This window comes from Ornithinimicrobium cerasi, from assembly GCF_003702705.1.
In the GTDB taxonomy this organism is placed as follows: domain Bacteria; phylum Actinomycetota; class Actinomycetes; order Actinomycetales; family Dermatophilaceae; genus Ornithinicoccus; species Ornithinicoccus cerasi.
On record NZ_QZMN01000012.1, the window covers coordinates 98,884 to 124,263 of the forward strand.

The 25,380-nt window shown below is 74.1% G+C and carries 19 protein-coding genes and 1 tRNA gene; 12 read left to right on the forward strand and 8 right to left on the reverse strand.

The features are described 5' to 3' along the window. The first annotated feature begins 82 nt into the window (after positions 1–82). A complete protein-coding gene (locus tag D4B81_RS14150; protein ID WP_122263241.1) occupies positions 83–967 on the forward strand; it encodes a PHP domain-containing protein in 885 nt (294 codons plus the stop codon). Here the strand turns inward: D4B81_RS14150 and D4B81_RS14155 are convergent, their stop codons facing one another. The 4 genes from D4B81_RS14155 to D4B81_RS14170 form a co-directional block, all read right to left on the reverse strand. Beyond that, the gene (locus D4B81_RS14155; RefSeq protein ID WP_122263244.1) at positions 968–2,470 is read right to left on the reverse strand and encodes a DEAD/DEAH box helicase; all 1,503 of its coding nucleotides are present in this window, start codon (positions 2,468–2,470) and stop codon (positions 968–970) included. Positions 2,471–2,739: 269 nt separating this feature from the next. Next, entirely contained in the window at positions 2,740–3,021 is a 282-nt protein-coding gene (locus D4B81_RS14160; RefSeq protein ID WP_122263245.1) for a GlsB/YeaQ/YmgE family stress response membrane protein, read from the reverse strand. A gap of 148 nt (positions 3,022–3,169) precedes the next feature. Then, positions 3,170–3,397: a DUF3107 domain-containing protein gene (locus tag D4B81_RS14165; protein ID WP_122263247.1), complete on the reverse strand. Its 228-nt coding sequence runs from the start codon at positions 3,395–3,397 to the stop codon at positions 3,170–3,172. 40 nt (positions 3,398–3,437) lie between these two features. Then, the gene (locus tag D4B81_RS14170) at positions 3,438–4,109 is read right to left on the reverse strand and encodes a TetR/AcrR family transcriptional regulator (RefSeq protein WP_161965175.1); all 672 of its coding nucleotides are present in this window, start codon (positions 4,107–4,109) and stop codon (positions 3,438–3,440) included. Positions 4,110–4,217: 108 nt separating this feature from the next. Here D4B81_RS14170 and D4B81_RS14175 point away from each other — a divergent pair, with 108 nt between their 5' ends. Both D4B81_RS14175 and D4B81_RS14180 read left to right on the forward strand, forming a co-directional pair. Then, positions 4,218–7,373 carry an ATP-dependent helicase gene (locus D4B81_RS14175; RefSeq protein ID WP_122263249.1) on the forward strand — a complete coding sequence of 1,052 codons (3,156 nt, stop codon included), beginning with the start codon at positions 4,218–4,220 and terminating at the stop codon, positions 7,371–7,373. Then, on the forward strand, positions 7,370–10,696 hold the full coding sequence (locus tag D4B81_RS14180; RefSeq protein ID WP_122263250.1) for an ATP-dependent helicase: 3,327 nt from the start codon (positions 7,370–7,372) through the stop codon (positions 10,694–10,696). Before D4B81_RS14175 ends, D4B81_RS14180 begins: the two co-directional genes overlap by 4 nt. On the opposite strand, the gene D4B81_RS14185 is transcribed toward D4B81_RS14180, so the two are convergent. Next, positions 10,621–12,171: a phosphotransferase gene (locus D4B81_RS14185; protein WP_237566016.1), complete on the reverse strand. Its 1,551-nt coding sequence runs from the start codon at positions 12,169–12,171 to the stop codon at positions 10,621–10,623. The genes D4B81_RS14180 and D4B81_RS14185 overlap by 76 nt on opposite strands. A gap of 94 nt (positions 12,172–12,265) precedes the next feature. Here D4B81_RS14185 and nudC point away from each other — a divergent pair, with 94 nt between their 5' ends. The 4 genes from nudC to D4B81_RS18925 all read left to right on the forward strand — a co-directional run bounded on the left by nudC (position 12,266) and on the right by D4B81_RS18925 (position 16,287). After that, on the forward strand, positions 12,266–13,228 hold the full coding sequence (gene nudC, locus D4B81_RS14190) for an NAD(+) diphosphatase (RefSeq protein WP_237566011.1): 963 nt from the start codon (positions 12,266–12,268) through the stop codon (positions 13,226–13,228). Next, positions 13,225–15,363 (forward strand): ATP-dependent DNA helicase UvrD2, encoded by a 2,139-nt coding sequence (locus D4B81_RS14195; protein ID WP_272914073.1) that lies wholly within the window; start codon positions 13,225–13,227, stop codon positions 15,361–15,363. Before nudC ends, D4B81_RS14195 begins: the two co-directional genes overlap by 4 nt. Positions 15,364–15,534: 171 nt before the next feature. Next, positions 15,535–15,741, forward strand: a complete 207-nt coding sequence (locus D4B81_RS14200; RefSeq protein ID WP_122263256.1) for a hypothetical protein — start codon at positions 15,535–15,537, stop codon at positions 15,739–15,741. A gap of 303 nt (positions 15,742–16,044) precedes the next feature. Continuing rightward, on the forward strand, positions 16,045–16,287 hold the full coding sequence (locus tag D4B81_RS18925; RefSeq protein WP_237566018.1) for a WhiB family transcriptional regulator: 243 nt from the start codon (positions 16,045–16,047) through the stop codon (positions 16,285–16,287). Between the two features lie 74 nt (positions 16,288–16,361). On the opposite strand, the gene D4B81_RS14210 is transcribed toward D4B81_RS18925, so the two are convergent. Beyond that, the gene (locus D4B81_RS14210; protein ID WP_161965177.1) at positions 16,362–17,096 is read right to left on the reverse strand and encodes a hypothetical protein; all 735 of its coding nucleotides are present in this window, start codon (positions 17,094–17,096) and stop codon (positions 16,362–16,364) included. Between the two features lie 68 nt (positions 17,097–17,164). Beyond that, a complete protein-coding gene (locus tag D4B81_RS14215; RefSeq protein WP_122263262.1) occupies positions 17,165–18,550 on the reverse strand; it encodes a zinc-dependent metalloprotease in 1,386 nt (461 codons plus the stop codon). Between the two features lie 119 nt (positions 18,551–18,669). On the opposite strand from D4B81_RS14215, the gene D4B81_RS14220 reads away from it, so the two are divergent. From D4B81_RS14220 to D4B81_RS14230, 3 genes are all read left to right on the forward strand, one after another. Next, the gene (locus D4B81_RS14220; protein ID WP_161965178.1) at positions 18,670–19,770 is read left to right on the forward strand and encodes an NAD-dependent epimerase/dehydratase family protein; all 1,101 of its coding nucleotides are present in this window, start codon (positions 18,670–18,672) and stop codon (positions 19,768–19,770) included. 100 nt (positions 19,771–19,870) lie between these two features. Next, positions 19,871–20,302 (forward strand): molybdenum cofactor biosynthesis protein MoaE, encoded by a 432-nt coding sequence (locus D4B81_RS14225; RefSeq protein WP_237566012.1) that lies wholly within the window; start codon positions 19,871–19,873, stop codon positions 20,300–20,302. Then, positions 20,299–21,456 (forward strand): YlbL family protein, encoded by a 1,158-nt coding sequence (locus D4B81_RS14230; RefSeq protein ID WP_161965179.1) that lies wholly within the window; start codon positions 20,299–20,301, stop codon positions 21,454–21,456. The genes D4B81_RS14225 and D4B81_RS14230 overlap by 4 nt, the downstream gene beginning before the upstream one ends. 28 nt (positions 21,457–21,484) lie before the next feature. Here the strand turns inward: D4B81_RS14230 and D4B81_RS14235 are convergent, their stop codons facing one another. Then, entirely contained in the window at positions 21,485–22,015 is a 531-nt protein-coding gene (locus D4B81_RS14235; protein ID WP_122263270.1) for a PPA1309 family protein, read from the reverse strand. 63 nt (positions 22,016–22,078) lie between these two features. Here D4B81_RS14235 and D4B81_RS14240 point away from each other — a divergent pair, with 63 nt between their 5' ends. Both D4B81_RS14240 and D4B81_RS14245 read left to right on the forward strand, forming a co-directional pair. Next, on the forward strand, positions 22,079–25,210 hold the full coding sequence (locus D4B81_RS14240) for a UPF0182 family membrane protein (protein WP_237566013.1): 3,132 nt from the start codon (positions 22,079–22,081) through the stop codon (positions 25,208–25,210). Positions 25,211–25,286: 76 nt separating this feature from the next. Beyond that, positions 25,287–25,360, forward strand: a tRNA-Met gene (locus D4B81_RS14245). Positions 25,361–25,380: the final 20 nt, after the last annotated feature.

The window sequence follows — 25,380 nt, forward strand, 5'->3', positions numbered from 1 at the left end:
TCTCCTCCGGTCGGGGGCGCCGGATGGTCCGGGGCTCTCACCTCCAGTATGCGGTCTCGCGGGCCCGCCTAAGGTGGCTCCCATGACAGCGGTGCGCCCCGACAGCGTCATCGACCTGCACACGCACTCGCTGTGCAGCGACGGACGCGAGCCGCCGGCCACCGTCGTGCGGGAGGCCGCCCGCGCGGGGGTGGACGTCATGGCCCTCACCGACCACGACGTCGTCACGGGGTGGGCGGAGGCGGACGCGGCCGGCCGGGAGCTCGGCGTGTGCGTGGTCCCCGGGGTCGAGGTCTCCTGCAGCTGGCGCGGGGTCTCGGTGCACCTCCTGGCCTACCTCCCCGACCCCCAGGACCAGGCCCTGCGGGGGGAGCTCGAGGCGAGCCGCGCGAGCCGGGAGACGCGGTTGCTGCGCATGGTGGACCTGCTCGCCGCGGACGGGTACCCGGTGAGCGCCGAGGAGGTGCTCGAGCTCGCCGGCCCCGGCGCCACCCTGGGGCGCCCGCACATCGCAGACGTGCTGGTGCGCAACGGCGTCTTCCCGGTCCGGGACCGCGCGTTCGAGAGCGTCCTGGCGGCGGACGGCCCCTACTACGTCTCGCACTACGCACCGTCCCCCGTCCGGGCCACCGAGCTGGTGCTCGCGGCCGGCGGGGTGCCGGTGATGGCCCACCCGTTCGCCAGCGCCCGTGGCCGGGTGGTGCCGGACGGGGTCGTCGAGGAGATGGCTGACGCCGGTCTGGCGGGCCTGGAGGTGGACCACCGCGACCACGGGCCCCACGAGCGGGAGCACGCCGCGCGGCTCGCGTCCCGGCTCGGGCTGCTGCGCACCGGGTCGAGCGACTACCACGGGTCGGGCAAGCCGAACCGGTTGGCGGAGAACACGACGCGGCCGCAGGTGCTGGAGCAGATCATCGCCGCAGGGACGGGACATCGGCTCCTGGGGGCCGGGCTCCGCCCGGGCTGATCACTCGGAGGTCGAGGCGTCACCCGTCCGCGTGGTGCGACGACGACGGCGCGGCTTGGCCTGACGACGCTCGCCGGCGGCCGGCGATCCCGCGCCCTCGTCGGCGACTCGCGGGCGGTCGCGCTCACCCCTCGGTGCTGCTGCGCGACGACCGCCCCTGGCGTCACCCCGCGCTCCGTCACGGCCACCGCGACCTCCGGCGCGGTCGCCACGGGCCCGCTGCGGACCGCCGAGGTCCTCGAGCTCCTCGGCGGCCAGGCCCTGGTGCGTGCGCGCGGAGCGCGGCAACGTGCCGCTGGTGCCGGCCGGGATGGTCAGCTGCTCGAAGAAGTGCGCACTGGAGGAGTAGGTCTCCTCCGGCTCGGGGTAGCCCAGGTCGAGCGCCTTGTTGATCAGGCCCCACCTCGGCATGTCGTCCCAGTCGACGAAGGTGACGGCGACGCCGGTGGCACCGGCCCGCCCGGTCCGTCCGATCCGGTGCAGGTAGGTCTTCTCGTCCTCGGGGCACTGGTAGTTGACGACGTGGGTCACGGCCTCGACGTCGATGCCGCGGGCCGCGACGTCGGTGGCCACCAGGACGTCGACCTTGTCGCTGCGGAACGCCCGGAGCGCCTGTTCCCGCGCCCCCTGTCCCAGGTCGCCGTGGATCGCGGCCGCAGCGAAGCCGCGGTCGGCGAGCTCGTCGGCGACCTTGGAGGCGGTGCGCTTGGTCCGCGTGAAGACGATGGTGCGGCCCCGTCCCTCGGCCTGCAGCAGGCGGGCCACCATCTCGACCTTGTCCATCGCGTGGGCCCGGTAGACGAACTGCTCGACGGCGGCGACCGTGTGACCCTCGCCGTCCTCCGTCATCGCCCGGATGTGCGTCGGCTGCGTCATGTACTGACGGGCGAGCGAGACGACGGCGCCGGGCATCGTGGCGCTGAACAGCATGGTGTGACGCCCGGCGGGGGTCAGTGCCAGCAGCTTCTCGACGTCCGGGAGGAACCCGAGGTCGAGCATCTCGTCGGCCTCGTCGAGCACGACCGTGCGGGCGTGGGCGAGGGACAGGTGCCCCTTCCCGGCGAGGTCCAGGAGCCGTCCCGGGGTGCCGACCACGACCTCGACGCCGCGCAGCAGCGTCTCGATCTGGGGCTCGTAGGCGCGGCCGCCGTAGACGGTCAGGACGCGCACGCCCCGGTGTGACCCCGCCTTCTGCAGGTCCGAGGAGACCTGGACGGCGAGCTCACGGGTGGGGGCCACGACCAGGGCCTGCGGAGCACCCGGGCGTTCCAGTGCGGCATACCCCGGGTCCGCGGGCGCGAGCACGTTGTGCAGGAGCGGGAGGCCGAAGCCGAGGGTCTTGCCGGTGCCGGTCTTGGCCTGGCCGATGATGTCGTGGCGGGCCAGGGCGACCGGGAGGGTCATCGCCTGGATGGGGAAGGGGTGGGTGATCCCCTGCTCGGCGATGGCGCGCACGAGGTCGGGGTGGATGCCGAAGTCGGCGAAGGTGCGGGTCTCCTGCACGGGGTTCTCACGATCGGGTCGAAGGGTCCGGGCGCGCGTCAGGGCTGCGCCGGGCTCGCGGGCCGATCGGGAACGTCCTTGTGGAGTGGCCGGGCGACGCGCCCGACCTGTGCAACCGCAGCGAAAGCGGCCGACCGGTCACCGGTGAACCCCTCCAGCGTACCGGAGTCCGGTCCCGCGCCCCGCCCGAGACAGGCCCGGCCCAGGACAGCACGACGGCGCGGCCTCCCGTCAGGGAGTCCGCGCCGTCGGTCAGGCGTCGGTGCGCGTCAGCGGTTGACGGCGCGGTTCCCGCCGCGACGGGTCACCGCGATGTAGGCCGCGACGGCCACGATCGCGAAGATGGTGCCGAGGATGAGGCCCCAGAAGCTGAACTGCTCCCCCTCGGTGCCGAGGAACTGGGCACCCACCCAGGCGCCGACGAGCGAGCCCACGGCACCCAGGAGGATGGTCACGGGGATCGACAGGTTCTGGTCACCCGGCAGGATGAGACGAGCGAGCGGGCCGACGATGCAGCCCACGATGAGGGCGACAATGATGGTCCAAAGCATGTGCGTGACCTTTCACGTATTCGATGACGGAGGGCGTTTCCTCCGGCGGGCGCCCACGCTGAAGCGCAGGCACCACGTTGTGCAACAGGAGTCACGCTAGTGCCAACAGGGGAGTTGCGCCAAGCCAACCCACCCCGGGCGGGTCTCGTCAGCGGGTGCCGAAGCCGACCCGGCCCTTCTCCTGGGCGCCGATCTCGACATACGCGAGGGCCGCGGTCGGCACGAGCACGGTGCGCCCCTTGTCGTCCTCGAGCTCGATGAGGGGGCTGCCGTTGCTCATGGCCTCGGTGACGGCCGAGCGGACCTGCTGCGGGGTGCTGTCAGACTCGAACGCGACCTCGCGGGCGACGTTCCGGACGCCGATGCGGACCTCCACTGTTCCTCCTGGGCTGGTGGGGACGGTTGTCGCCCCGAGGTTATCCCGCCCCGTCGTCGCCTCCGGACACCGCGTCCGCCGCGCCGCCCGTCTGCGGGACGTGACCGATGCCGCGCCAGACCAGCGTGCGCAGCAGGTCGATGGCCTGCCGGCGGGACACGGGCGAGCGCGACTCGTACCAGTGCCGCGCGACCGTCTGCACCTGGCTGCTGATGGCCCATCCGAGCAGCGCCGCCTCCTCCCACCCCAGGTCGGTCTCGTCCTGGATCACGCGACCGATCGCCTCGGCGCACCCCCGCTGCGCCTGCTCGAGGATCCGCGCCACCGAGGGCTCTCCACCCATGTCGGAGGCCATGATGAGGGGGTAGCCGGAGCCGGGTCGGTCGACGAACTCGAAGAACGACTGCAGGCTGGCGGCGATGCGCAGCTCGTTCTCGGTGGTGGAGGCCAGGGCCACCCGCACGGTGTCGACGACGTCGTCCCGGACCCGCTCGGCGAGGGCGACGTAGAGGTCGAGCTTGCTGTCGAAGTGCTGGTACAGCACCGGCTTGGAGACGCCGGCGCGATCGGCGATGTCGTCCATGGCCGTGGCGTGGTAGCCATGCTCGGAGAAGGCGGCGAGCGCGGCCTCCAGGAGGAGTGCGCGTCGCTCGTCCCGTGGCAGGCGCACCCGCGGGGGCGTCGGGACGTCCGCGTCGGCCGATGTGGCCACTGCTCCTCCTAGGCTCGGCTGGGAGGAATGATAGGCCGCGGCGTGCGGCGGGGCCCGTGGGACGGGCCGCGCGGCTGCCCTGTCGGTGCGCGGTGATGAGATGGGGGTATGTCCTCGGCCGGCTCCGCGCAGCAGCTCCGCCCGGACGACCCTGCGCAGGAGCGCGTCCTGACCCATCGGGGAGGGACGCTGCTGGTCCTCGGGTCGCCGGGCAGCGGCAAGACGTCCACGGTGGTCCGGCACGTCCAGGCGCGGGTGCTCCAGGACGGTCTGCCACCGGACTCCTGTCTGGTCCTGGGTCCGACCCGTCAGGCCGCGGCGCTGCTGCGCGCCAGGATCGGGCGTGGCCTCGGGCTGACCTTCTCCCAGCCCCTCGCGCGCACCCCCTCCTCCCTGGCGTTCGCGGTGCTGCGCCTGGCGGCCGCCGGGACCGGCGAACCGCTCCCGCGCCTCCTGTCCGGCGCCGAGCAGGACGTCATCCTGCGTGAGCTGCTGGCGGGGCACGCACAGGACGGCGGCGGCCCGGGGTGGCCGCAGCAGCTCACCGCCGCACTGCCGACCGCGGGGTTCCGGGCCCAGCTGCGCGACCTCCTCATGCGCGCGGTCGAGCACGGGCTGGAACCCGCCGACCTCTCCCGGTTCGGGGTGGAGCACGGCCGCCCGGAGTGGGAGGCGGCTGCCGCGGTCCTGGCGGAGTACGACGAGGTGACCGCGCTCTCGGAGCCGGGCAGCTACGACCCGGCGTGGATCTGCACCGCCGCCGCGGACGCGCTGGAGGAGGACTCCCGGCTGCTGGCCGACGTCCGTGCCCGGGTCCGGGTGATCGTCGTGGACGACGCCCAGGAGCTCACCGCCTCGGCCGCCCGGCTGCTGCGGGTCATCCACGCGCCCGGGACGGACACCCTGCTCGTGGGTGACCCGGACTCCTCGGTGCTCGGTTTCCGGGGAGCCGTGGCAGGTCGGTTCGTCGAGCTGGCCGCCCACCTCGCCGCCCCGCACGCACCCGTCACCGTCGCGTTGCGCACCCGGCACCGTGGCGGGCCGGCGCTGGCCGTCGTGCAGGCCTCCGTCGCCGAGAGGATCGGGGTGACCGGCGGAACCGGCCACCGCCGTCCGTCGCCGGTCGGGTGCACCGGCGAGGCTGTCGAGGTGGCGGTCGCCCGCAGCGGCCCGCAGGAGAGCGCCTACGTCGCCCGGTGGCTGCGGACGGCGCACCTGCGCGACGGCGTGCCCTGGGGCAGGATGGCCGTCCTGGCGCGCTCGGGGGCGCAGCAGGAGGCTGTCCGTCGGGCACTCGCCAACGGCGGGGTGCCCGTCCGCGTCGACCGGTCGGGGACGCCGCTCGGGCACGACCCCGCAGTGGCCCCCCTCCTCACGGCCTTCGACGTCGTGACCAGAGGACCGGGGCAGCCGTGGCGGGCCACCCCGGAGGAGACGGTCTCTCTCCTCACGGGGCCCTGGGGGCAGGTGGACCCGGTGCACCTGCGGCGTCTGCGCCGCCGCCTCCGCGCCTCCGAGCTGGCGGCCGGGGGAGACCGGGCCGCCGACGACGTCCTCGCGGAGCTGCTCTCCGACCCCGGGCTGCGCATCACCACCCCCGCCGACATCCATCCCGACCTGGCCCCGGTGGTCCGTGTCGGCGCCGTCATCGAGGCCGGTCGCGCCGCGGCGGGCACGGACCCGTCCGGGTCGGCCGAGGACATCCTCTGGGCCCTGTGGGACGCCACCGGCCTGGCGGGCACCTGGGCCGCCCAGGCGCTCGCGGGGGGCGCTCTCGGCGCGCGCGCCGACCGGGACCTCGACGCGGTGCTCGTCCTGTTCGGCGCGGCCGCGTCGTACGTCGAACGGCTGCCCGGAAGCAGGGCGCGCGGCTTCCTCGACCACGTCCGCAGCGCCGAGGTCGCCGCGGACACTCTCGTCGTCGGCGCCCGGACGGGAGAGGCGGTCGAGGTGCTGACCCCCCAGGGAGCGGCGGGCCGTGAGTGGAGTCACGTGGCCGTCGTCGGGGTGCAGGACGGGGTCTGGCCGGATCTGCGCCTCCGCGACACGCTGCTCGGTGCCGAGGCTCTGGTGGCGGCGCTGGCCGGCGGACCGACGGGTGGACCCGAGGCGGTCCGGGCGTCCCAGTCCCAGGTGCGTGCGGACGAGCTGCGTCAGTTCCACGTCGCCGTCACCCGGGCCGACCGGCAGCTGCTCGTCACGGCCGTGGCCAGCACCGAGGACCAGCCGTCGGCGTTCCTCGACCTGGTCGACCCCGGCCACCGCGAGCGTCCTCCGGTGGACGTCCCTCCTGCGCTGACTCTCCGGGGCCTGGTCGGCCAGGTGCGTCGCGAGGCGGTCCTCGCCCATCGAGAGGGACGGCGGGCCGAGCGGGACGCCGCCGTCGACGCCCTCCTCCGGCTGGCCGACGCGGGGGTCCCCGGGGCGGACCCCCAGCGGTGGTGGGACACCCTGGAGGTGTCGGCGGATCGTGACCTCGTCCCGCGCGGCCCGGTCAGGGTCTCTCCCTCGCAGGTCCAGACCTACCTGGACTGCGCGCTGAGGTGGTTCCTCACCACGCGGGGCGCGGACACCGGTGAGGCGACGCGGGCGGAGATCGGAACGCTGGTCCACGACGTGGTCGCGACCCGGCCGGAGGGGGATGCGGTCACCCTGGTCGCCGAGCTTGAGCGCCGCTGGCCCGAGCTGGGACTGCCGGCGGGCTGGATCGGCGACAAGCAGCTCCAGGGGGCACGGCGGATGGTGGAGCGCTTCGCCGCCTACGTCGCCGAGGCGGCGGGCGAGGGGCGGGTCCTGCTGGGGACCGAGCTCGACCTGCGCGTGCGGGTCCCGGCCGCCGGCGAGGGGGAGCGGGACGTCCTCATCACCGGTCAGGTCGACCGGCTGGAGCAGGACGCCGAGGGGCGTCTCGTGGTCCTCGACCTGAAGACCAGCGGGACCAAACCCTCCAAGGACGAGATCCGCACCCACGCCCAGCTCGGCGCCTACCAGGTGGCGGTGGAGGAGGGGGCTTTCCACGGGACCGCGGCCGGGCGGAGCGGGGGCGCCCAGCTCGTCAACCTCGGCACCCCCGAGCGGCAGCTCACCCAGGTACAACCCGCAGTGGAGGAGGCTGACGATCCGGGCTGGGCGCACGCGATGCTGCGCCGTGCCGCGGCGGGGATGGCGGGTCAGCACTTCCCCGCCCAGGATCTCGGGCAGCGGTGCCGGCGCTGCCCCGCACGCTTCTGCTGTCCCCTCCAGCCCGAGGGGCAGCAGCGATGACGCCCGGCCTGCGCTACGGAGCGGACGAGCTCGCCGACCTGCTCGGCACGCACCGCCCGACACCGGAGCAGCGCGCCGTCATCGAGGCACCACTGACCCCGGTGGTCGTCGTGGCGGGGGCGGGCTCGGGCAAGACCGAGACCATGGCTTCCAGGGTGATCTGGCTGATCGCCAACGGGGTCGTCCGGCCCCAGGAGGTTCTCGGCCTGACCTTCACGCGCAAGGCCGCGTTGGAGCTGTCAGCGCGGCTGGCCGACAAGCTCGCCCGGCTCGGGCGGGCGGGGGTCCCGGTCGCCGACGCCGGTCCTGGCCTCGAGGCCTTCGACCTCCCGACCGTGTCGACCTATCACGCCTACGCCGGTCGACTGGTCAGCGAGCACGGACTGCGCCTGGGCGTGGAGCCCGACGCCCGCTTGCTGTCGGAGGCCGCCTGCTGGCAGCTGGCCCACGAGGTGGTGGCCGCCTACCCGGGCGACATGAGCGCGATGGACCTCCAACCGTCCACCGTCGTCCGCGCCGTGGTCTCCCTCGCCGGCGAGCTCGGGGAGCACCTCGTGGACCCGGCGGACGTCCTCGACTGGCTCGGCCGGGTGGAGGGCCACCTGCGGTCCCTCCCCGGCGCCGACGGCCGGAAGCCGAAGGTCGTCGGTCAGCAGCTCGCGGACACCCTGCGCCGTCAGTCGCTGGTCTACCCCCTTGTCCAGGCCTACCGCGCTGCCAAGGCGGAGAGGGGGGCCCTCGACTTCGGTGACCAGATGGCCCTCGCCGCCCGCCTCGCCCGGGACGTCCCCGACGTCGCCCAGTCCGAGCGGATCCGCTACCGGGCAGTGCTCCTGGACGAGTTCCAGGACACCTCCGAGGCACAGATGGTGCTGATGTCGGCGCTCTTCGCGGGCGAGGACCTGCCGGTCACCGCAGTCGGCGACCCCCACCAGTCGATCTACGGCTGGCGCGGCGCCAGCGCCACCACCCTGACCCGGTTCCCGCACGAGTTCGCCGTGGGGGGCCGGGCTACCCCGGTGCTGCACCTGAGCACCTCGTGGCGCAACGACGACGCGGTCCTCGCCGCGGCCAACGCCGTCGCCGAGCCGCTCCGGAGCGGTGCGCCGATCCCCGTCCGGACGCTGCGGTCGCGGGACGGTGCGGGTCCGGGTCAGGTGGAGGTCGCCCGGTTGGTCGACCACGTCACGGAGGCCGAGCACGTCGCAGCCTGGGTCGGCGAGCAGTGGGGCAGACCCGGGGCACGGTCCGCGGCGGTGCTGTGCCGAGCCCGCGCGCAGTTCCCCACCGTGGTGGACGCGCTGCGACGCCAGGGTCTTCCGGTGGAGGTCGTCGGGCTCGGTGGTCTGCTCGACACCCCCGAGGTGCTGGATCTCGTGGCCCTGCTGTGGGTGGCCCAGGAGCCGACGAGGGGTGACCAGGTGATGCGGCTCATCACGGGTCCGGTATGCCGACTGGGCGCCGCTGACGTCGACGCTCTCTGGGCGTGGGTCCGGGAACCCGGTCGGGAGGTCGTGCGCGCCATCCCCCGCGAGCACGCCGCGGTGCTGGCGGAGGCGCTGGAGTCTCCGCCACCCTCCTCGTGGGCCGACGCCGCCGGACGGCGCCTGAGCCCGGAGGCGGGGGCGCGCCTGGCGTGGTTGGCGGGGGTCGTGCGACGGGTGCGTCGACTCGTCGGCCTGCCTCTGCCCGACCTGCTCATGGAGGCTGAGCGGCTGCTGGGCCTGGACCTGGAGGTGGCGGCAGACCCGGACCTGCACCCCACCTGGGGGCGCGCCCAGCTCGACGCCCTGGTCGACGTCGCGGCGGGCTACGCGGCGGGTGCCGACCGGGTGAGCCTGGGCGGCTTCCTGGACTGGCTGGACGCCGCGAGGGAGCACGAGCGCGGCCTGGAGGGGGTGGAGGTGCCCGAGCTGGCCGAGGTGAGCGTCGACGCCTCCCGGGTCCAGGTGCTGACGGTCCACGCCGCCAAGGGCCTGGAGTGGGACCTGGTCGCGGTCCCCGGGCTGGTCGAGGGCACCTTCCCGTCCACGTCGGTCCGTGCCAGCCACGACGGGTCCGGGTGGCGCACCGGCGAGCCGAAGGACCGGGGGTGGCTGACCGGCATCGGCCGGCTGCCCACCCCGCTCCGGGGCGACCGGGAGGGGCGCCCCACCCTGGGGTGGCTCTCCGTCGCGGACACCCACGAGCTGCACTCCGCCGTCGAACGCCTGGCCGACGAGGGTGGGCAGTTCGCGGTGTCCGAGGAGCGTCGACTGGCCTACGTCGCCCTCACCCGCGCCCGGAGCCGGATGCTGCTGACGGCGCCGGTGTGGTCCACGGGTAAGACTCCCCGGGTGACGTCGCGCTTCCTCGAGGAGGTGCGCCTGAGCGACGAGGTGCGTCGGCGTGCCTGGGCGCCGATGCCCGACCCCGGCGACCCGGAGCAGAACCAGAACCCTCGCCTGCTGGAGGAGAGCACCGCACCCTGGCCGGTGCAGCCGCAGGCGCGTCGGCAGGTGGTGCGGGACGTGGCGGCCGCGCTCGTGGCGGCCCGCTCCGCGGGCACGGAGGCCTCCGCGCCGGGCACCGGTCCCTGGGACGACCTCGTGGAGCTCCTGCTCACCGAGCGGGCCGAGGCGAGAGGCGCGGCAGGGCTGCCCGCGGCCCCCGACTCCCTCTCGACATCGGCCGTCGTGGAGCTCGCCGGGGACCCGCAGGCCTACCTCACCCGGCTGCGCAGACCCCTGCCCTCCCCGCCCGCACCCCACGCGCGCCTGGGCACGGCCTTCCACGCCTGGGTGGAGCAGCACTACTCCACGCCGGTCCTGGTCGATCTCGACGAGCTCGTCACCGGCGACCTCGAGCTGGATCCGGAGGAGGACCTCGAGGTCCTGCAACGCCACTTCCTGGCCAGCGAGTGGGCCGACCGCTCACCCACGGACGTCGAGGTCTCCCTGGAGACGAGCGTCGCCGGACGTGCTGTCCGTGGCCGGATCGACGCAGTCTTCGCGGACCAGGACGGTGGCGTGACGATCGTGGACTGGAAGACGGGCCGACCCGGGTCGGTGGAGGACCAGCGACGCCGTGCCCTGCAGCTGGCGGTCTACCGCCTGGGCTACGCCCGCCTCACCGGCCTCCCGCCGCAGCTCGTGCGAGCCGCGTTCTTCTTCGCCGCCACGGGCCAGACGGTGCGGCCGCCGTTGCCCGGGGAGGCCGAGCTGGAGCAGCTGCTGTCCCGGCTCACGCTCGCGGACGGCGGTGCGGCTCAGCGGTCGGGGGAGTCGTCCCTCGAGCCCGGCCCACCGGCCCCCGGTTCGGGCCGGACGTCCGGCATGCCGTAGAGCTCGTGCAGCCGCTGGGCGTCGTCGAGCCCCTCGTCGTCCTGCGGGTCGACCCCGTGCGTCGCGCCCGCGGTCGAGGGGTCGGGCACCTCCTCGTCGGCGCCGGGCGCCTCGGTGGCGGTGGGGCCGGGAGTCTCCTCGGGCACCTCCGTGGCGGTGGGGCCGGTGATCTCGTCGGGGGCGATCGTGACCCTGGGGACCTCGACCGTCGGGTCCGCCTCTCGCCCCTCGGCCGCCCCGCCCCGGTCGTCGGCGAGGTCGAGGGCGTCGGCGTCGCCCGGGTCGCCGCTCACGTCGAGGGCGTCGGCCTCGCTCGGGTCGTCGTCGGGCGACTGGTCCGGGTCGTACGCCTCCGCGACCACGTCGTCGGCGTCCGTCGACGGCTCGTCACCCGGCGTCCCGGGAGCCGGGTGGTCAGGCTCGGTCAGGCTCACCGGGAACACCTCGACGTCCTGCGCCGACCGGTCCACGGGCCCCGTGCCGGGTCCGGGCGCCGCCCCGGCGCCCTCGCGAGGTCGGGCGGTCGCGGGGACGAGGGAGTCGTCGTCCTCGGTGAGGCGGTCCATCCGGCGTAGGACCTCGACGATCCTGCGCACCTGCTGCTCCTGGCCCTCGGCGACGGCCGCGGCGAGGCCGCGGAGCGCGCGGGTCTCGGCGACGAGGCGGGCACGGGCGTGCAGGTAGGGGTCGGGTCGCTGCGCCCTCGCGAGGGTGTAGGCGTCAAGGACGGCCTCCCACGCCTGCGGCGAGGCGCTCGCGTAGAGCGCCGCCAGGTCCGTGGCGGGGTCTCCCACCATGGCCTCTCCCCAGTCGGTCACCGCCACGACCCGGCCGCTGCCCGCGTCGGCGGGGTCGGCGAAGGCCACCAGGACGGTCCGCCCGGAGAACGAGCCGTGCACGGGGGTGGTGGCGAACTGCCAGAGGGCCGGCGCGTCGAACGCCTCCTCCCAGCGTGCCAGGAGGCCCGTGGGCACCCGCCCCGTCTCCGAGGCGCGGTCGACCTCCGCGGTGGCGCGCTGCCTGCACCCGGCGGCGTCGAACACGGGCACGTCCTGCTCCTCGAGGACCCCACGGGGGATGTTGTGGACCGAGGCGAGGGCCCTCCCGAGGGCGCTGGCCAGCCCCGGACCGCCCGGGAGCCTGCCCAGGTCGAGGGGCGAACCCTCGACGTGGGGGTACACGGCGGCGTCACCGTCGGTACCGAGCGATGCATACCCGGCCGGGGTCGGCACCTTGAAGGGGACGTGGCGGGCGAGCTGACGCACCAGCTCGTCGTTGCGTCGCATGCGGGCCCCGGCCACCGGGTGCAGCGGGGCGTGCACGACCCAGCTGCGACCTGTGGCGTCCGTGACCAGAGCCCTCTGGACCTCCGTGTCGTCCTCGGGGTCAGCCGACGCCATCCCGGCCACCGCGACCGGCTTCATGCCCGGGACGGCGGCGCTGGCGAGGGCGGCCATGGCCAGATCGCTGCGCATCACCGGTCCACCGTATGCGGTGCGCCGCCCGTGGTCGGGGAAGCCGCCCCGGCAGGTCATGGAGGCGTCGGTGCCTGCACCTACAGTGGCGTGCGTGACCCGTTCGGACGAGACGTTGCTCGACCTGGCCCTGTCGAGATCGACGGTGGACCGGTCGGCCCAGGAGCGGACGGACGACGGCACCGTGCCGCGCGCGCTCACGGACCCCGCGACGAGGGTGGTCAGCCTCCGGGGTGGCACGGCTGCCGTCGGCCCGGCGCTCGGTCGCGCGGGCGGAGCCACCAGGGGCCTGGTGCTGCGAGGCCCGGTCGAGGCGGACGCGGGGCTGGCGCCGTGGTTCCTGGGACGCCGTGAGGGGGTGGCCTACCTGGCCGTCCAGCTGCCTCCCGAGGAGGATCAGCCCGTGCCGATCCCGGACGATGCGGACTGGGTGGACCTTCGCGAGGTCGGTGCGGACCTCGACGACACCGACGCCGGCCTGCTCACCACGGCTACGGCGCTGGCCGGGTGGCACCGCGGCCATCGGCACTGCCCCCGGTGCGGGGCCCGCACCCTGGTGGTGCTCGGTGGGTGGGTGCGGCGCTGCCCCCAGGACGGGTCGGAGCACCATCCCCGCACCGATCCTGCCGTCATCATGTCGGTCGTCGACGACGCGGACAGGATCGTCCTCGGCACGGGGGTCGCGTGGCAGGAGGGCCGGGTCTCGGTGCTGGCCGGTTTCGTGGAGGCCGGGGAGACGATGGAGGCGGCCGTCGTCCGCGAGGTGCGCGAGGAGGTCGGCATCGAGGTCTCCGAGCTGGTCTACCGGGGCAACCAGCCCTGGCCCTACCCGGGGTCGCTCATGCTGGGCTTCCGGGCTCGCGCCGTGACCACCGACCTCGTGCCGGACCCGGGGGAGCTGCGCTACGCCGGGTGGTTCAGCCGCGAGGAGCTCGCCGACGGGGTGCGCTCGGGCACGCTCACCCTGCCGACGCCCGCGTCCATCGCCAGACGTCTGATCGAGGACTGGTTCGGGGGCCCCCTTCCGCATCCCGCCGGCCGGGAGCCTCAGCCTTGACCCTTCCCGCGACGGGCGCCCAGCAACCCCTCGACCCGGACGCCGTCCTTGCCGCGCTCGACCCCGAGCAGCGGGAGGTGGCGGCCCATCCGAACGGCCCCATGGTGGTCCTGGCGGGGGCGGGCACGGGCAAGACCCGCGCCATCACGCACCGCATCGCCTACGGCGTGGCGTCCGGTGCCTACCACCCCTCCCGGGTGCTGGCCGTCACGTTCACGGCTCGCGCCGCCGGGGAGATGCGGACGCGGTTGCGTGGGCTCGGTGTCCCCGGGGTCCAGGCCAGAACCTTCCACGCAGCCGCCCTCCGCCAGCTCCAGTTCTTCTGGCCGCAGGCGGTGGGAGGGGCTCCGCCGGAGATCCTGGCCCAGAAGGTGCCGGCCGTCGCCGAGGCCGCGGGGCGGCTGCGCCTGCGGCTGGACCGTGCAGGTCTGCGCGACGTCGCCAGCGAGATCGAGTGGTCGAAGGTGAGCATGCTCTCCGCCGACACCTACGCCGCGACGGCCCGGTCGCTGGGGCGGTCGCCGGCCGGCCTGGACGCCACCGCGATGGCCCGTCTGCTCGAGGTCTACGGCGAGGTCTGCGACGAGCGTCACGTCATCGACTTCGAGGACGTGCTCCTCCTGACCGTCGCGCTTCTGGACGAGCACCCGCGGGTGCGGACCCAGGTGCAGGACCAGTACCGGCACTTCGTCGTCGACGAGTACCAGGACGTGAACCTCCTGCAGCAGACGCTGCTCGACCAGTGGCTCGGCGACCGCTCCGACGTCTGCGTGGTGGGTGATCCGGCGCAGTCGATCTACTCCTTCACGGGGGCGTCGGCGGAGCACCTGCTGGGGTTCCCCCGACGGCATCCCGACGCGCGCACCGTCCGCCTGGTGCGCAACTACCGCAGCACCCCGCAGGTGGTCCAGCTCGCCAACCTGGTCCTCGACGGGGGCCGCGACCGGGGGGAAGGGGCTGGGGGGACGCGGGAGGCGATCCAGCTCACGGCGCAGCGGGACGGCGGGCCGGTGCCGACCCTCACCCAGCACCCCGACGACGTCGTGGAGGCCAACGGCGTCGCCGCCCAGGTGAGAGAGCTGCTGGACGCCGGCACGCGCGCGAGCGAGATCGCCGTCCTCTACCGGACCAACAGCCAGTCGGAGGTCCTCGAGTCGGCCCTCGCGCGGGCTGACGTGCCCTACCTCGTGCGCGGCGGGGAGAGGTTCTTCTCCAGGCCCGAGGTGCGTTCCGCCGTGCTCCTGCTGCGCGGCGCCGCCCGCTCCGACGACGTCACCCGCCCCCTCGGGGAGGTCGTCCGCGACGTGCTCTCCGGCGCGGGCTGGGGACCGCACCCGCCCGAGGGTGGTGGGGCGACCCGCGAGCGGTGGGAGAGCCTGCAGGCGCTCGCCCTGCTGGCCGACGACCTCGCCCGCACCAGCCCCACCGCCCGGGTTCCGGAGCTCGTGGGCGAGCTCGAGCGACGCGCCGCCGAGCAGCACGCCCCGACCGTCGAGGGCATCACCCTCGCCTCCCTCCACGCCGCCAAGGGGCTGGAGTGGGACGTCGTCCTGCTGGTCGGCTGCAGCGAGGGACTGCTCCCGATCACGCTCGCGGACACGCCCGAGCGCGTCGAGGAGGAGCGCCGTCTGCTGTACGTCGGGATCACCAGGGCCAGGGAGCGTCTGGCGCTGAGCTGGGCCGGCTCCCGCAGTCCCGGTGCCAGGAGCACGAGGACGGTGTCCCGCTTCCTGGCCCCCGCCGCCGGGGTGCTCGGGGCGGGCGCGGAACGGACCGACCGCCCGCGCCGGGGGCGGGGCAGGTCAGGGTCGACCACCGCCAGGGTCCCCCGCACCTGCCGTACCTGCGGCACCATCCTGCACGGTGCCGCCGAGCGCAAGGTGGGCCGCTGCGGTCAGTGCCCACCCACCTACGACGAGTCGGTCTTCGAGGCCTTGCGTCAGTGGCGCAAGGAGACCGCCTCCTCCGCCGCCGTCCCCGCGTACGTCGTCTTCACGGATGCCACCCTCACCGCTATCGCCGAGGCCATGCCTCTGGACGGCGCTGCGCTGCAACAGATCTCAGGAGTGGGGGAGCGCAAGATCGAGAAGTATGGCGAAGACGTGCTGCGCATCCTGCGCGACCCCCACGGGTGATGCCACGTGCCGGGAGCGGTGGGGGTCCGACCCGGCGCGCTCAGGGCCTGAGGAACTTCGTCGGAAAAACCGTTGCACCCTCGGCCGGTGCGGTCATAGAGTGTCAGTCGTCCAGCTCACGGCCGTCCAGGCCGGTGGGGTCAGCGCGCAGCGGAGAGGAGGGGGAATCACATGGAGATGACCATCGTCAGGCGCTCCGGGGTAGTCCGTCGTGACTCGCTCGGCGCAGCCCTGCCCTTCTTCGGGCCCGCACTGCGCCCCCGCCTCGGCTCTGCCGATGCCGTGGTCGGTTCCACCCTCGTCGGTGGCCCCAGCCGCACCGCGACCGCGCCGACCCACCCCCGCCCCCTGGACGTGACCCCAGCCAGGACCAGCTAGCACCCCGCCTGCTGCGTCTGCCGGCCGCGAGTCCTCGTCCGAGGATCCGCGGCCGTTCTGCTGTCCTGCACCGGGCCCGCCGCCCGAGGACCGGCAGATCGTCACGGATCCGTTCCATCAGCACCCACGGAGACGACCGCCATGACGATCACCGCCCATCCGCCCAGTCAGCAGACCAGACCACAGCAGGAAGGAACTGACGTGCACGACGCAGTGCGCACGCACGCCACCGACCCCCGGAGCGGCTCCCTCCCGCCCCTCGCGGCGCTGCTCGGCCTCGTGCCGGACGGTCCGACGGGGGCGATGACGACCGGCCTGCCGTGCCAGCTGGGCGAGGCGGACCTGTGGTTCGCCGAGCAGCCGCACGAGGTGGAGCAGGCCAAGGCGTTGTGCCTTGGCTGCCCCGTGCGGGAGGCCTGCCTCGCAGGCGCTCTCGAACGCCGTGAGCCGTGGGGGGTCTGGGGTGGCCAGCTCGTCCTCCAGGGGGTCGTCGTCCCGCGCAAGCGGCCACGTGGTCGCCCGCGCAAGAACGACGTCGCCGCCTGACGGGTCGCCGTGGCTGTCCCGGGTCGACGACCCGGGCCGCCACGGCGGGCCGCGGGAGGTTGCCGAGGGCGCGTTCACCCGACCCGCGAGGTCGCGGCGGGAACGGCCAGGTCGGGCGGAGGGTGCCAGGCGCAGGCGGGGTGGCGCCGCCACGTGCGCACGACGACGTGCGGCGCGCGGGTGCCGATCTCGTAGGAGAGGCCGGGCGTGACGAGCTGGCCGGCCAGCGCGGAGCGGACCAGCAGGAGGACCACCCCCTCGGCGGCGGCCAGGACGTCGGCGGGCACCGGGACCGGATCGACCTGCTGCGCCGGGTGGCCGAGCCAGGTGGACAGCTCCGGCCAGCCCGGGTCGCGGTCCACCCGGTGCCGGTCGAGGCAGTGCAGGCACGGGTCGGCCGGACGGCCGGTCAGGGGACCGACCACCACCCGCCGGGACTGGACGACGACCGGCAGGTGCAGCAGACCGTCCCGCGCCGCGGCGAGGCCCACATCGGGTGGGACGACGTGCTGGTGCACGTGCACCGTCAGCCGCGCCCGCCCGTCGGTCGGCCCCGACGGGGCCAACGTCAGGGCCAGCCGCGTCGCCACCGGGCCGTGCCCGACGACCGGGCACCGGGCTGGCTCGTCAGCCGCTGCAGGATCGGGGTGCAGGACCCCCGCCACCACGGCGGCGGTCCGCTCGTCGTCCGACCCCTGCACCACGGTCGCCCCGGGCCCCACGCCGACCTGGAGGCCCCCGTCGGAGCGGCGCACGACCGCCCACCCGGAGCGTGGCCGGGGCCCCTGGGGGCAGATTCGCTCGCTCACCCCTCAACACTCGCACCCCTCCTCGGCGAGAGCCGCGTCTGTCCACAGGCCCCGGCCGACGCGTCGCCTCAGCCGTCGCCGCGGAGCAGCTCCTCGATGTCGGCGTCGGTGATCGTGAGCTCGCCCTGCACGCCACCCCGGCGCTCGACATACCCGAGCGGGTCGTCCAGGTCCGCGGCCGTCGGCGCGACGTCGGGGTGACCCCAGGCCTCGTCGCGACCCTCCGTCCCGCGGGCGTCCTCGAGCGCCGCCCACAGGTTCGCGGCGTCACGCAGCCGGCGCGGTCGCAGCTCCAGACCGACGAGCGAGGCGAACGTCTTCTCGGCCGGTCCTCCCGTCGCGCGGCGGCGCCGCACCGCCTCGGCGAGCGCCTCGGCGTGGGGGAGGTGCGCGGAGGTGGCCCTGGCCGTCACCTGGTCCACCCAGCCCTCGACCAGGGCGAGCAGCGTCTCGAGCCGGCCGAGGGCCGCCAGCTGGCGGGGGCTCGGCTCGGGCGAGAACAGGCTGCCACCGAGAGCCTCCTGCATCGCCGTGGGGTCCTGGGGGTCGACGTTGCGGACCGCCTCCTCGATCCCCTCCGTGTTGATGCTGATGTCGCGCGCGTAGTCCTCCACCGCCGCGAGCAGCTGGGGCCCGAGCCAGGGCACCCCGGCGAACAGGCGCACGCGGGCGGCCTCCCGCACGGCCAGGTAGAGATGGACCTCCCCGCCGTCCACCTCCAGGCCCTCGGCGAACTCCGCGACGTTCGCCGGCAGGATGACCACGGACTCGCCGGCGAGCAGGGGGATACCCACCTCGGTCCCCGTGAGTGTCTCCCCGGCCAGGGTGCCGACCGCCTGCCCGACCTGGCCTCCGAACATGCTGGCGCTCATCCGACGGATCATCGGCTCCATCTGCCCCATGAGGGCGGCAGGGTTCATGCCGGGCGGGAGGCCCGGGATCGGCGGGACGCCGTCCTCGCCCAGACCGGACAGCTGCTGGCGCATCGCCTCCCCGAGCGCTGCCTGCAGACCCTCCGCGACGGGGGTGGTCAGCCGTTCCCAGACAGGCAGGGTCTGCTCGACCCACTCCGCCCGGCTCAGCGCGAGCGCGGGTCCCTCGGGCCGGGGGAGGTCGGTCACGGCATCCAGCCACAGGGACGCGACCTGCACGACCTGCTCGACGTCCTTGAGGGTCGTCGCGCCGATGGCAGCGTCGCCGTGCTGGGCCACGACCTGACGGGCGACGTCGTGGGCGAGCTCGGAGTTGACGGGGCCGTCACCCCCGCCGCCCCCCATGAGCATCTCGATCTGGCTACGCATCTGCGCGACCTGGCTCTCGTCGAGGTTGCCCAGTCCCATCGACTCGAGCGCCTCCCTCATCTGCGGCGGGACGGCGCCGCCGAAGAGGGACTCGAGCGGGTCGTGCGGCTCGTCGGGCTGGTCGCGGCGCTCCGGGGAGCTCTCGTCGGACACGGTCGGCCTTCCTTTCTGACAGGCGGTGGGACCAGCCTGCCATCCTGAGACGATGACGGGTGCCGCGGCGGTCCGCCGACGCACCACGACCTCTTCCCTCACAACACCAGGAGACGCCGGTGAGTTCCGTCCCCGCGGCAGTCGCACCGCGCCCGAGGCCGATGCGCCTCGCGCTGACCCGCGCCGCCACGCCCTTCGGAACGGCGGTCGCGGGCGGGCTGGGGTCGGGCGGAGACGTCGTGGTGGGGCTGGACGTCAGCCCGGGCACGGCCCCGGGCGTCGTGTGGCGCCAGGTGGACATCCGCTCGCCGCAGGTCGTCTCGACCCTGGAGGACGTCGACGTCCTCGTCCACCTCGCGCTCGAACCTGACCTCACGACAGCCCTCGAGGAGGAACCCGCCGCCCGGCGGACCCGACGGACGGAGGAGGTGCGCACCCTGGCCACCGCCGCCGCGGCCGCCGGCGTCCGGCGTCTGCTGGTGGTCACCAGCGGGATGGTCCACGGTGCCCGTCAGGACAACCCGGTCCCGCTGCCCGAGGACAGCCCGCTGCGCAGCGACGACACCGAGGGGCTGGTCGCCGAGCTGGTCGCCGTCGAGCGCACCGTCACCGACCTCGCGACCCTGCACCCCACGCTGGAGCTCACCCTGGTGCGTCCTGGCGCCCTCGTGGGGCCGGGCGTCGACACCATGATCACCCGGCACTTCGAGGCCCCCCGGCTGCTGACGATGCGGGGCACCCTGCCGGCCTGGAGCTTCTGCCACGTCGACGACCTGGCCGCCGCGCTTCTCGTCCTGGCCCGCGAGACGGACGCCCCGGGCGAGGTGGCCGTCGCCGCCTGGGGGAGTCTCACCCAGGAGCAGGTCGAGCAGCGCTCCGGCATGCGAGGGATCGAGCTCTCCGCGACCGCAGCCCGCGCGGCCGCGGACCGCCTGCACCGGCTCCGCGTGATCCCCGTCCCCGCCAGCGACCTGGCGTACATCGCCCACCCCTGGGTGACCGACCCTCACCGTCTGTCGGCACTCGGGTGGCAGCCCTCCCACGACAACCTGGCCTGCGTGGACGCCCTCATGGAGCAGGTGCGTGGGCACCATGCCGTCATGGCCCGTCGGTTGCGGTCCCGCGACGCGGTGGGCGCGGCGGCGGCGGGAGCCGCGAGCGCAGCGGTGGCCGTCCTGGCGACCGCCTCCCTGATGCGCCGGCGGCGTCCGAGGGCCTGAGCCCGGCCGCCGATCAGGGGCACTGTCCGGGGACGTGAGCGGGCGGCGGGACGGATCGGCATACAGGGGCCTCCCAGCAGCCATGGGGCAGAATGACGCGGTGAGCGAGCAGCGGGCCACCGTGGTCACCGACATCCGGGAGAGCGCCCTGTCCGTGGACGAGGCGCTGAGGGCGGTCGCGTCCCCTCGCGCGGGGGCGGTGACGATCTTCGTGGGGACGGTCCGGGAGCACGACGAGGGCCGCGAGGGCGTGACCGAGCTGGGCTACAGCGCCCACCCGGAGGCGCTTGCGCTGCTGGAGCAGGTCGCCGGGAGGGTGGCGGCCGGGACGCAGGTCCACGGTGTGTATGCCGTGCACCGCGTGGGCCAGCTGGCCGTCGGCGACCTCGCGGTCGTCTGCGCGGTGTCCGCCGAGCACCGGGCGGAGGCGTTCGAGGGCGGCCGGCGACTCATCGAGGAGCTCAAGGCGCAGGTGCCGGTCTGGAAGCGTCAGGAGTACGCCGGCGGCGAGCACACCTGGGTGGGCCTGTGAGCGATCCCGTGGTGAGGAGGCGACGGGGCGGGGAGGGACCGCCCCACACGGGCGTGGGTCCGTTCTCGTGGGCGCTGATCGTCACGGTCGTGCTCGCGGTCGTGCTGGGGGCCGCCCTGGGGCGGGTGCGGGTGGACCAGGTCGCCTACCACCCCGGTCCCGTCTACGACACCCTCGGCGCGATCGACGACACGACGGTGGTGCAGCTGGACGAGGACCTGCCCACCTACCCCACCGACGGTGACCTCTACTTCACCACCATCCGCATCTCCGGGGGGCCGGGCAACGAGCTCAACGTGTGGGACTGGCTCGAGGCCAGGCTCGACCCGCGCACGACGCTCGTCCCCAAGGAGGACGTCTTCCCCGAGGACGTCACCGCGCAGCAGGTGCGGGAGCAGAACACCTCGCTCATGGAGCACTCCCAGCAGGACGCGGCCGTCGTCGCGCTGCGCGCCAGCGGCATCGAGGTGCCCGAGAAGGTGATGGTCGCGCAGATCATCGTGGACGCCCCGGCCGACGGCGTGCTCGAGGTCGACGACCAGATCCTGGAGGTGGAGGGCGACCCCGTCAGCGAGACCGAGGCCGTCCGGGAGCGGCTGCAGGCGGTCACGCCGGGCGAGTCCGCCACCATGACCCTCCTGCGCGACGGCGAGGAGGTCGAGATCGACGTGCCGACCCGGCGTGACGAGGACACCGGACGCACGATCGTGGGGGTGTACCTCGCGCCCGACTACCAGACCCCGTACGACGTGACGGTCTCCGCGGGGAACGTCGGCGGCCCCAGCGCCGGCCTGATGTTCGCCCTGGCGATCTACGACACCATCACTCCCGGCTCGCTCACCGAGGGCAGGTCGTTCGCGGGCACCGGCGCGATCAGCGGCAACGGGTCGGTCCGGCCCATCGGGGGGATCGCGCAGAAGATGTGGGCCTCCCAGGAGGCCGGGGCCGAGGTCTTCCTCGCGCCCACGGAGAACTGCGACGAGGTGGTGGAACGGCAGCCCGGAGGCCTCACCGTCGTGCCGGTGAGCACCTTCGACGAGGCGCGGGGGTATGTCGAGCAGGTCGCCTCCGCGCAGGACCCGGCCACCCTCGACCTCCCGACGTGCCAGGAGGTCCTGGCCGGCCAGCAGGACGGGTCCGACAGCACCGGCTGAGGACCCGGGCGGGCGTCCGGACCGACCCTCAGTCCACGAGTGTCTGCGCGAGCGCGTGGGTGAGCCCGGGGGCGATGTCCCGCCCCACCGCGACAGCGTCGTCGTCGTCGTGATCACGCTGCCGCAGCAGGCACACCTGCTCCCCGCCCCGCAGGCAGGCCGCCAGCAGCCGTACGTCCTTGCGGTCCGGGTGCCCGGCGAGCCGGTCGGTGGCCTCCCGGGGGTCGACGGGCAGGTCGCGCTCGGCGTCCGGAGGCACGACGATGCGCTCCACGGCCAGCGCCACGCCGGCCACGTCCTCGGGCCAGGCGACCCGTCCGAGCAGGGACTCCAGGTCCGAGGTGGCCGGCAGGCCGTCCTGCTCCACCGCGGTCAGGCTCCCGTCGTCGGCCTGGGCGAGCCGCCCGGCCAGGCTCGGCTCCCGCTCGCGCAGCAAGGCGGTCGGCACCAGGGCGAAGAGCCGCGGCGGCTGGTCCCACCCGGCCCGGGCCACGTGCCGCTCGGTGTCGACGGCGGCGGTCAGGAGGGCGGACGCGGGCGGATCGTGGGACGCGGACACCCTCCCATCGTCGCACCCGACGGGGCGGTCGGAGGCCCGGGGGCGGGCGGTTAGGCTGACGGGGTGAGCCAGCCCGAGCAGCGCCCCGACCCTGACGAGCCCGTAGGCCCGCCCGGGAACGGGGGTGAGCCCCGGTCCTCCGTGCCCGGTCCGGGGTCGCGCCAGCCGTTCTTCGCCGCGGCCGGTCCTTCCGGTCCTGGCGGCGGCGGACGGCGTCCGCCCGCGCCGCCGCGACGGCCCCGTCCGGGGGGTGGCCGCAGCCGCCTGGTGCCGACGGTCCTGATCCTCCTCGGTCTCCTCTCCCTCGTCGGGTACGGGGCGACCCTGTGGACGGAGTTCCTCTGGTACGACTCCGTCGGCTTCCGCGAGGTGCTCACCACCCGTCTGCTGAGCCAGGTCGCGCTCTTCCTGCTCGGTGGCACGGTGACCGCTCTTCTCGTGTGGGCCTCGCTGTGGCTGGCCTGGCGGCACCGTCCGATCTACGCCCCGAGCACGCCGGAGCAGGCCGCGCTCGACCGCTACCGCAGCGCCCTGGACCCGATGCGCCGCCTGGTCTTCGTGGCCGTCCCCCTCGTCCTGGGGGCCTTCGCCGGGGCGGCGATGTCCTCCCAGTGGCAGACCGTGCTGCTCTTCATCCACCGGCAGCCGTTCGGCGTGGAGGACCCGCACTTCGGCATGGACGTGGGCTTCTTCGTCTTCGCCCTGCCGTTCTGGCAGATGATCGTGTCGTTCGCGACGCTGGTGCTGGGCCTGTCCCTCATCGGTGCGCTGCTGGTGCACTACATCTACGGCGGCCTGCAGCTGCAGGCCGCGTCGGGCACGTCGCGCACCTCGACGGCCGCCAGGATCCAGCTCGCGGTCATCCTCGCGCTGCTGCTCGTGGTCCGGGCGGCGGGCTACTGGATCGAGCGCTACACGCTGTCGATGACCGAGCACGCCCGCATCACGGGTATGACGTACACCGACGTCAACGCCGTGCTGCCCACCCGGGGGATCCTCGCGGTCGCGGCGCTCCTGTGCGCGGCGTTCTTCATCGCCACCATCTGGACCCGCGCCTGGCGCCTCCCGCTCATCGGGCTGGGCGGCCTCATCGTCGTGGCCCTGCTCCTGGGCGGCGTCTACCCGTCGCTGGTCCAGTCGCTGCGGGTACGGCCCTCGGAGGCCCAGCTGGAGGCGCCCTACATCGAGCGGGCCCTCACGAGCACCCTCGCCGCCTACGGGCTGGACGGCGTGGAGAAGGTCGACTACGACGCCGTGACCGAGGCGGAGCCGGGGCAGCTGCGCAGCGACGCAGACACAGTCCCCGGGATCCGCATCGTCGACCCGAGCGTGGTCTCCCCGACGTTCCGCCAGCTCCAGGGCGTGCGCAACTACTACCAGTTCTCCGACGCCCTCGACGTGGACAGCTACGACGTCGACGGGGAGGCGGTCGACACCGTGATCGCCGTGCGCGAGCTCAACCAGGCCGGCATCCCCGCCGCGCAGCGCAACTGGGTGAACGACCACACGGTCTACACCCACGGCTTCGGCGTCGTGGCGGCCTACGGCAACCGGCGCTCGAGCGAGGGCGAACCGGTCTTCTACGAGCGCAACATCCCCCCGGTCGGTGATCTGGGGGAGTACGAGCCGAGGATCTACTTCGGGGAGGCGTCGCCGGACTACTCCATCGTCGGTGCCCCCGAGGGGGCCGAGCCGCGCGAGATCGACTACCCCTCGAGCGGCTCGACGACGGGTGAGGTGCGGAACACCTACGAGGGTGGCGGTGGGGTGGCCATCGGAGACTTCCTGCGGCGCGCCGCCTACGCCGTCAAGTACCGGCAGGTCGAGATCCTCCTCTCCGACTCCCTCAACGAGCAGTCGCGCATTCTCGACCACCGGGAGCCGCGCGACCGGGTGGAGCGCGTGGCGCCGTGGCTGCGCCTGGACGGGAACCCCTACCCGGCGGTCGTGGACGGTCGGGTGACCTGGATCATCGACGGCTACACCGTCAGCAGCCGCTACCCGTACAGCCAGATGGAGGAGCTCGGGGAGGTCACGGCGGACTCGCTCCAGACCGCCAACAACGTGGAGTCCATCGGATCTGGCCAGGTCAACTACATCCGCAACTCGGTCAAGGCGACCGTGGACGCCTACGACGGCACGGTCAACCTCTACGCCTGGGACGAGGAGGACCCCCTCCTGATGGCGTGGAGCTCGGCCTTCGACAACTCGGTCCGCCCGATGTCGGAGATCGACGGCTCCCTGATGAGCCACCTGCGCTACCCCGAGGACCTGTTCAAGGTGCAGCGGTCGGTGCTCACGCGGTACCACGTCTCGGACGCCTCCTCCTTCTTCGGCGGGCAGGACTTCTGGGCGGTGTCGGAGGACCCGACGGTGGAGACCGCGGTCAAGCCGGACATCCCGCCGTACTACCTCTCGATCGCGATGCCCGGCCAGGAGGAGCCCACCTTCAGCCTCACCACCACCTACATCCCCCAGGGCCAGGCGCGCCAGAATCTCACCGGCTACCTCGCGGTGGACGCCGACGCAGGGGAGGCCGACGGCGAGCGGCGGGAGGGCTACGGCCAGATGCGGCTGCTGGTGCTGCCCCGCGACTCCACCGTGCGCGGACCCGGGCAGTTCCAGAACGACATCAACTCCTCGAACGAGACCTCGGAGGCGTTCACCCAGACCCTGTCCCAGTTCCTCAACCTCAACCGGCAGCAGGGGTCGCAGGTGCTCATCGGCAACCTCCTGACGTTGCCTGTCGGGGACGGACTCCTCTACGTCGAACCGGTGTACGTCCAGGCGGAGAGCGGATCGGCATACCCGCTGCAGCGCCTGGTCGTGGTCGCGTTCGGCAACGAGCTCGCCTGGTCCGACACCCTGGACGGTGCGCTGGACGAGCTCTTCGGCGGTGACTCCGGCGCAACCGCCGGCGACGCCGGCTCCGAGGCGCCTGAGGGCGGCGACGGGACCGAGGACCCGACCGGTGAGGAGCCGCCGGAGGAGGACGTGGCGCAGGCCGTCGCGGACATCCAGCAGGCCTACGAGGACGGTCAGACCGCCCTGGCCGCCGGCGACTGGGACGCCTACGGCCAGGCCCAGGAGAGGCTGCGTGCCGCCATCGACCGGGCCGTCGCCGCCAGCCCGGAGGGCGGGTCGGTGGCCGTCCCCGGTGGTCCCGACGACGCCTCGCAGACGACGCAGCCCTGACGCGCCGCCGCAGCGGCGGCCCGACCGCACGATTTGGTCGGGCCGCCGGGGTGACGTAGGATCGGGGAAGCAACGACGCGGGGTGGAGCAGTTCGGTAGCTCGCCGGGCTCATAACCCGGAGGTCGCAGGTTCAAATCCTGCCCCCGCTACTCAACGCGTCAGCAGCGCT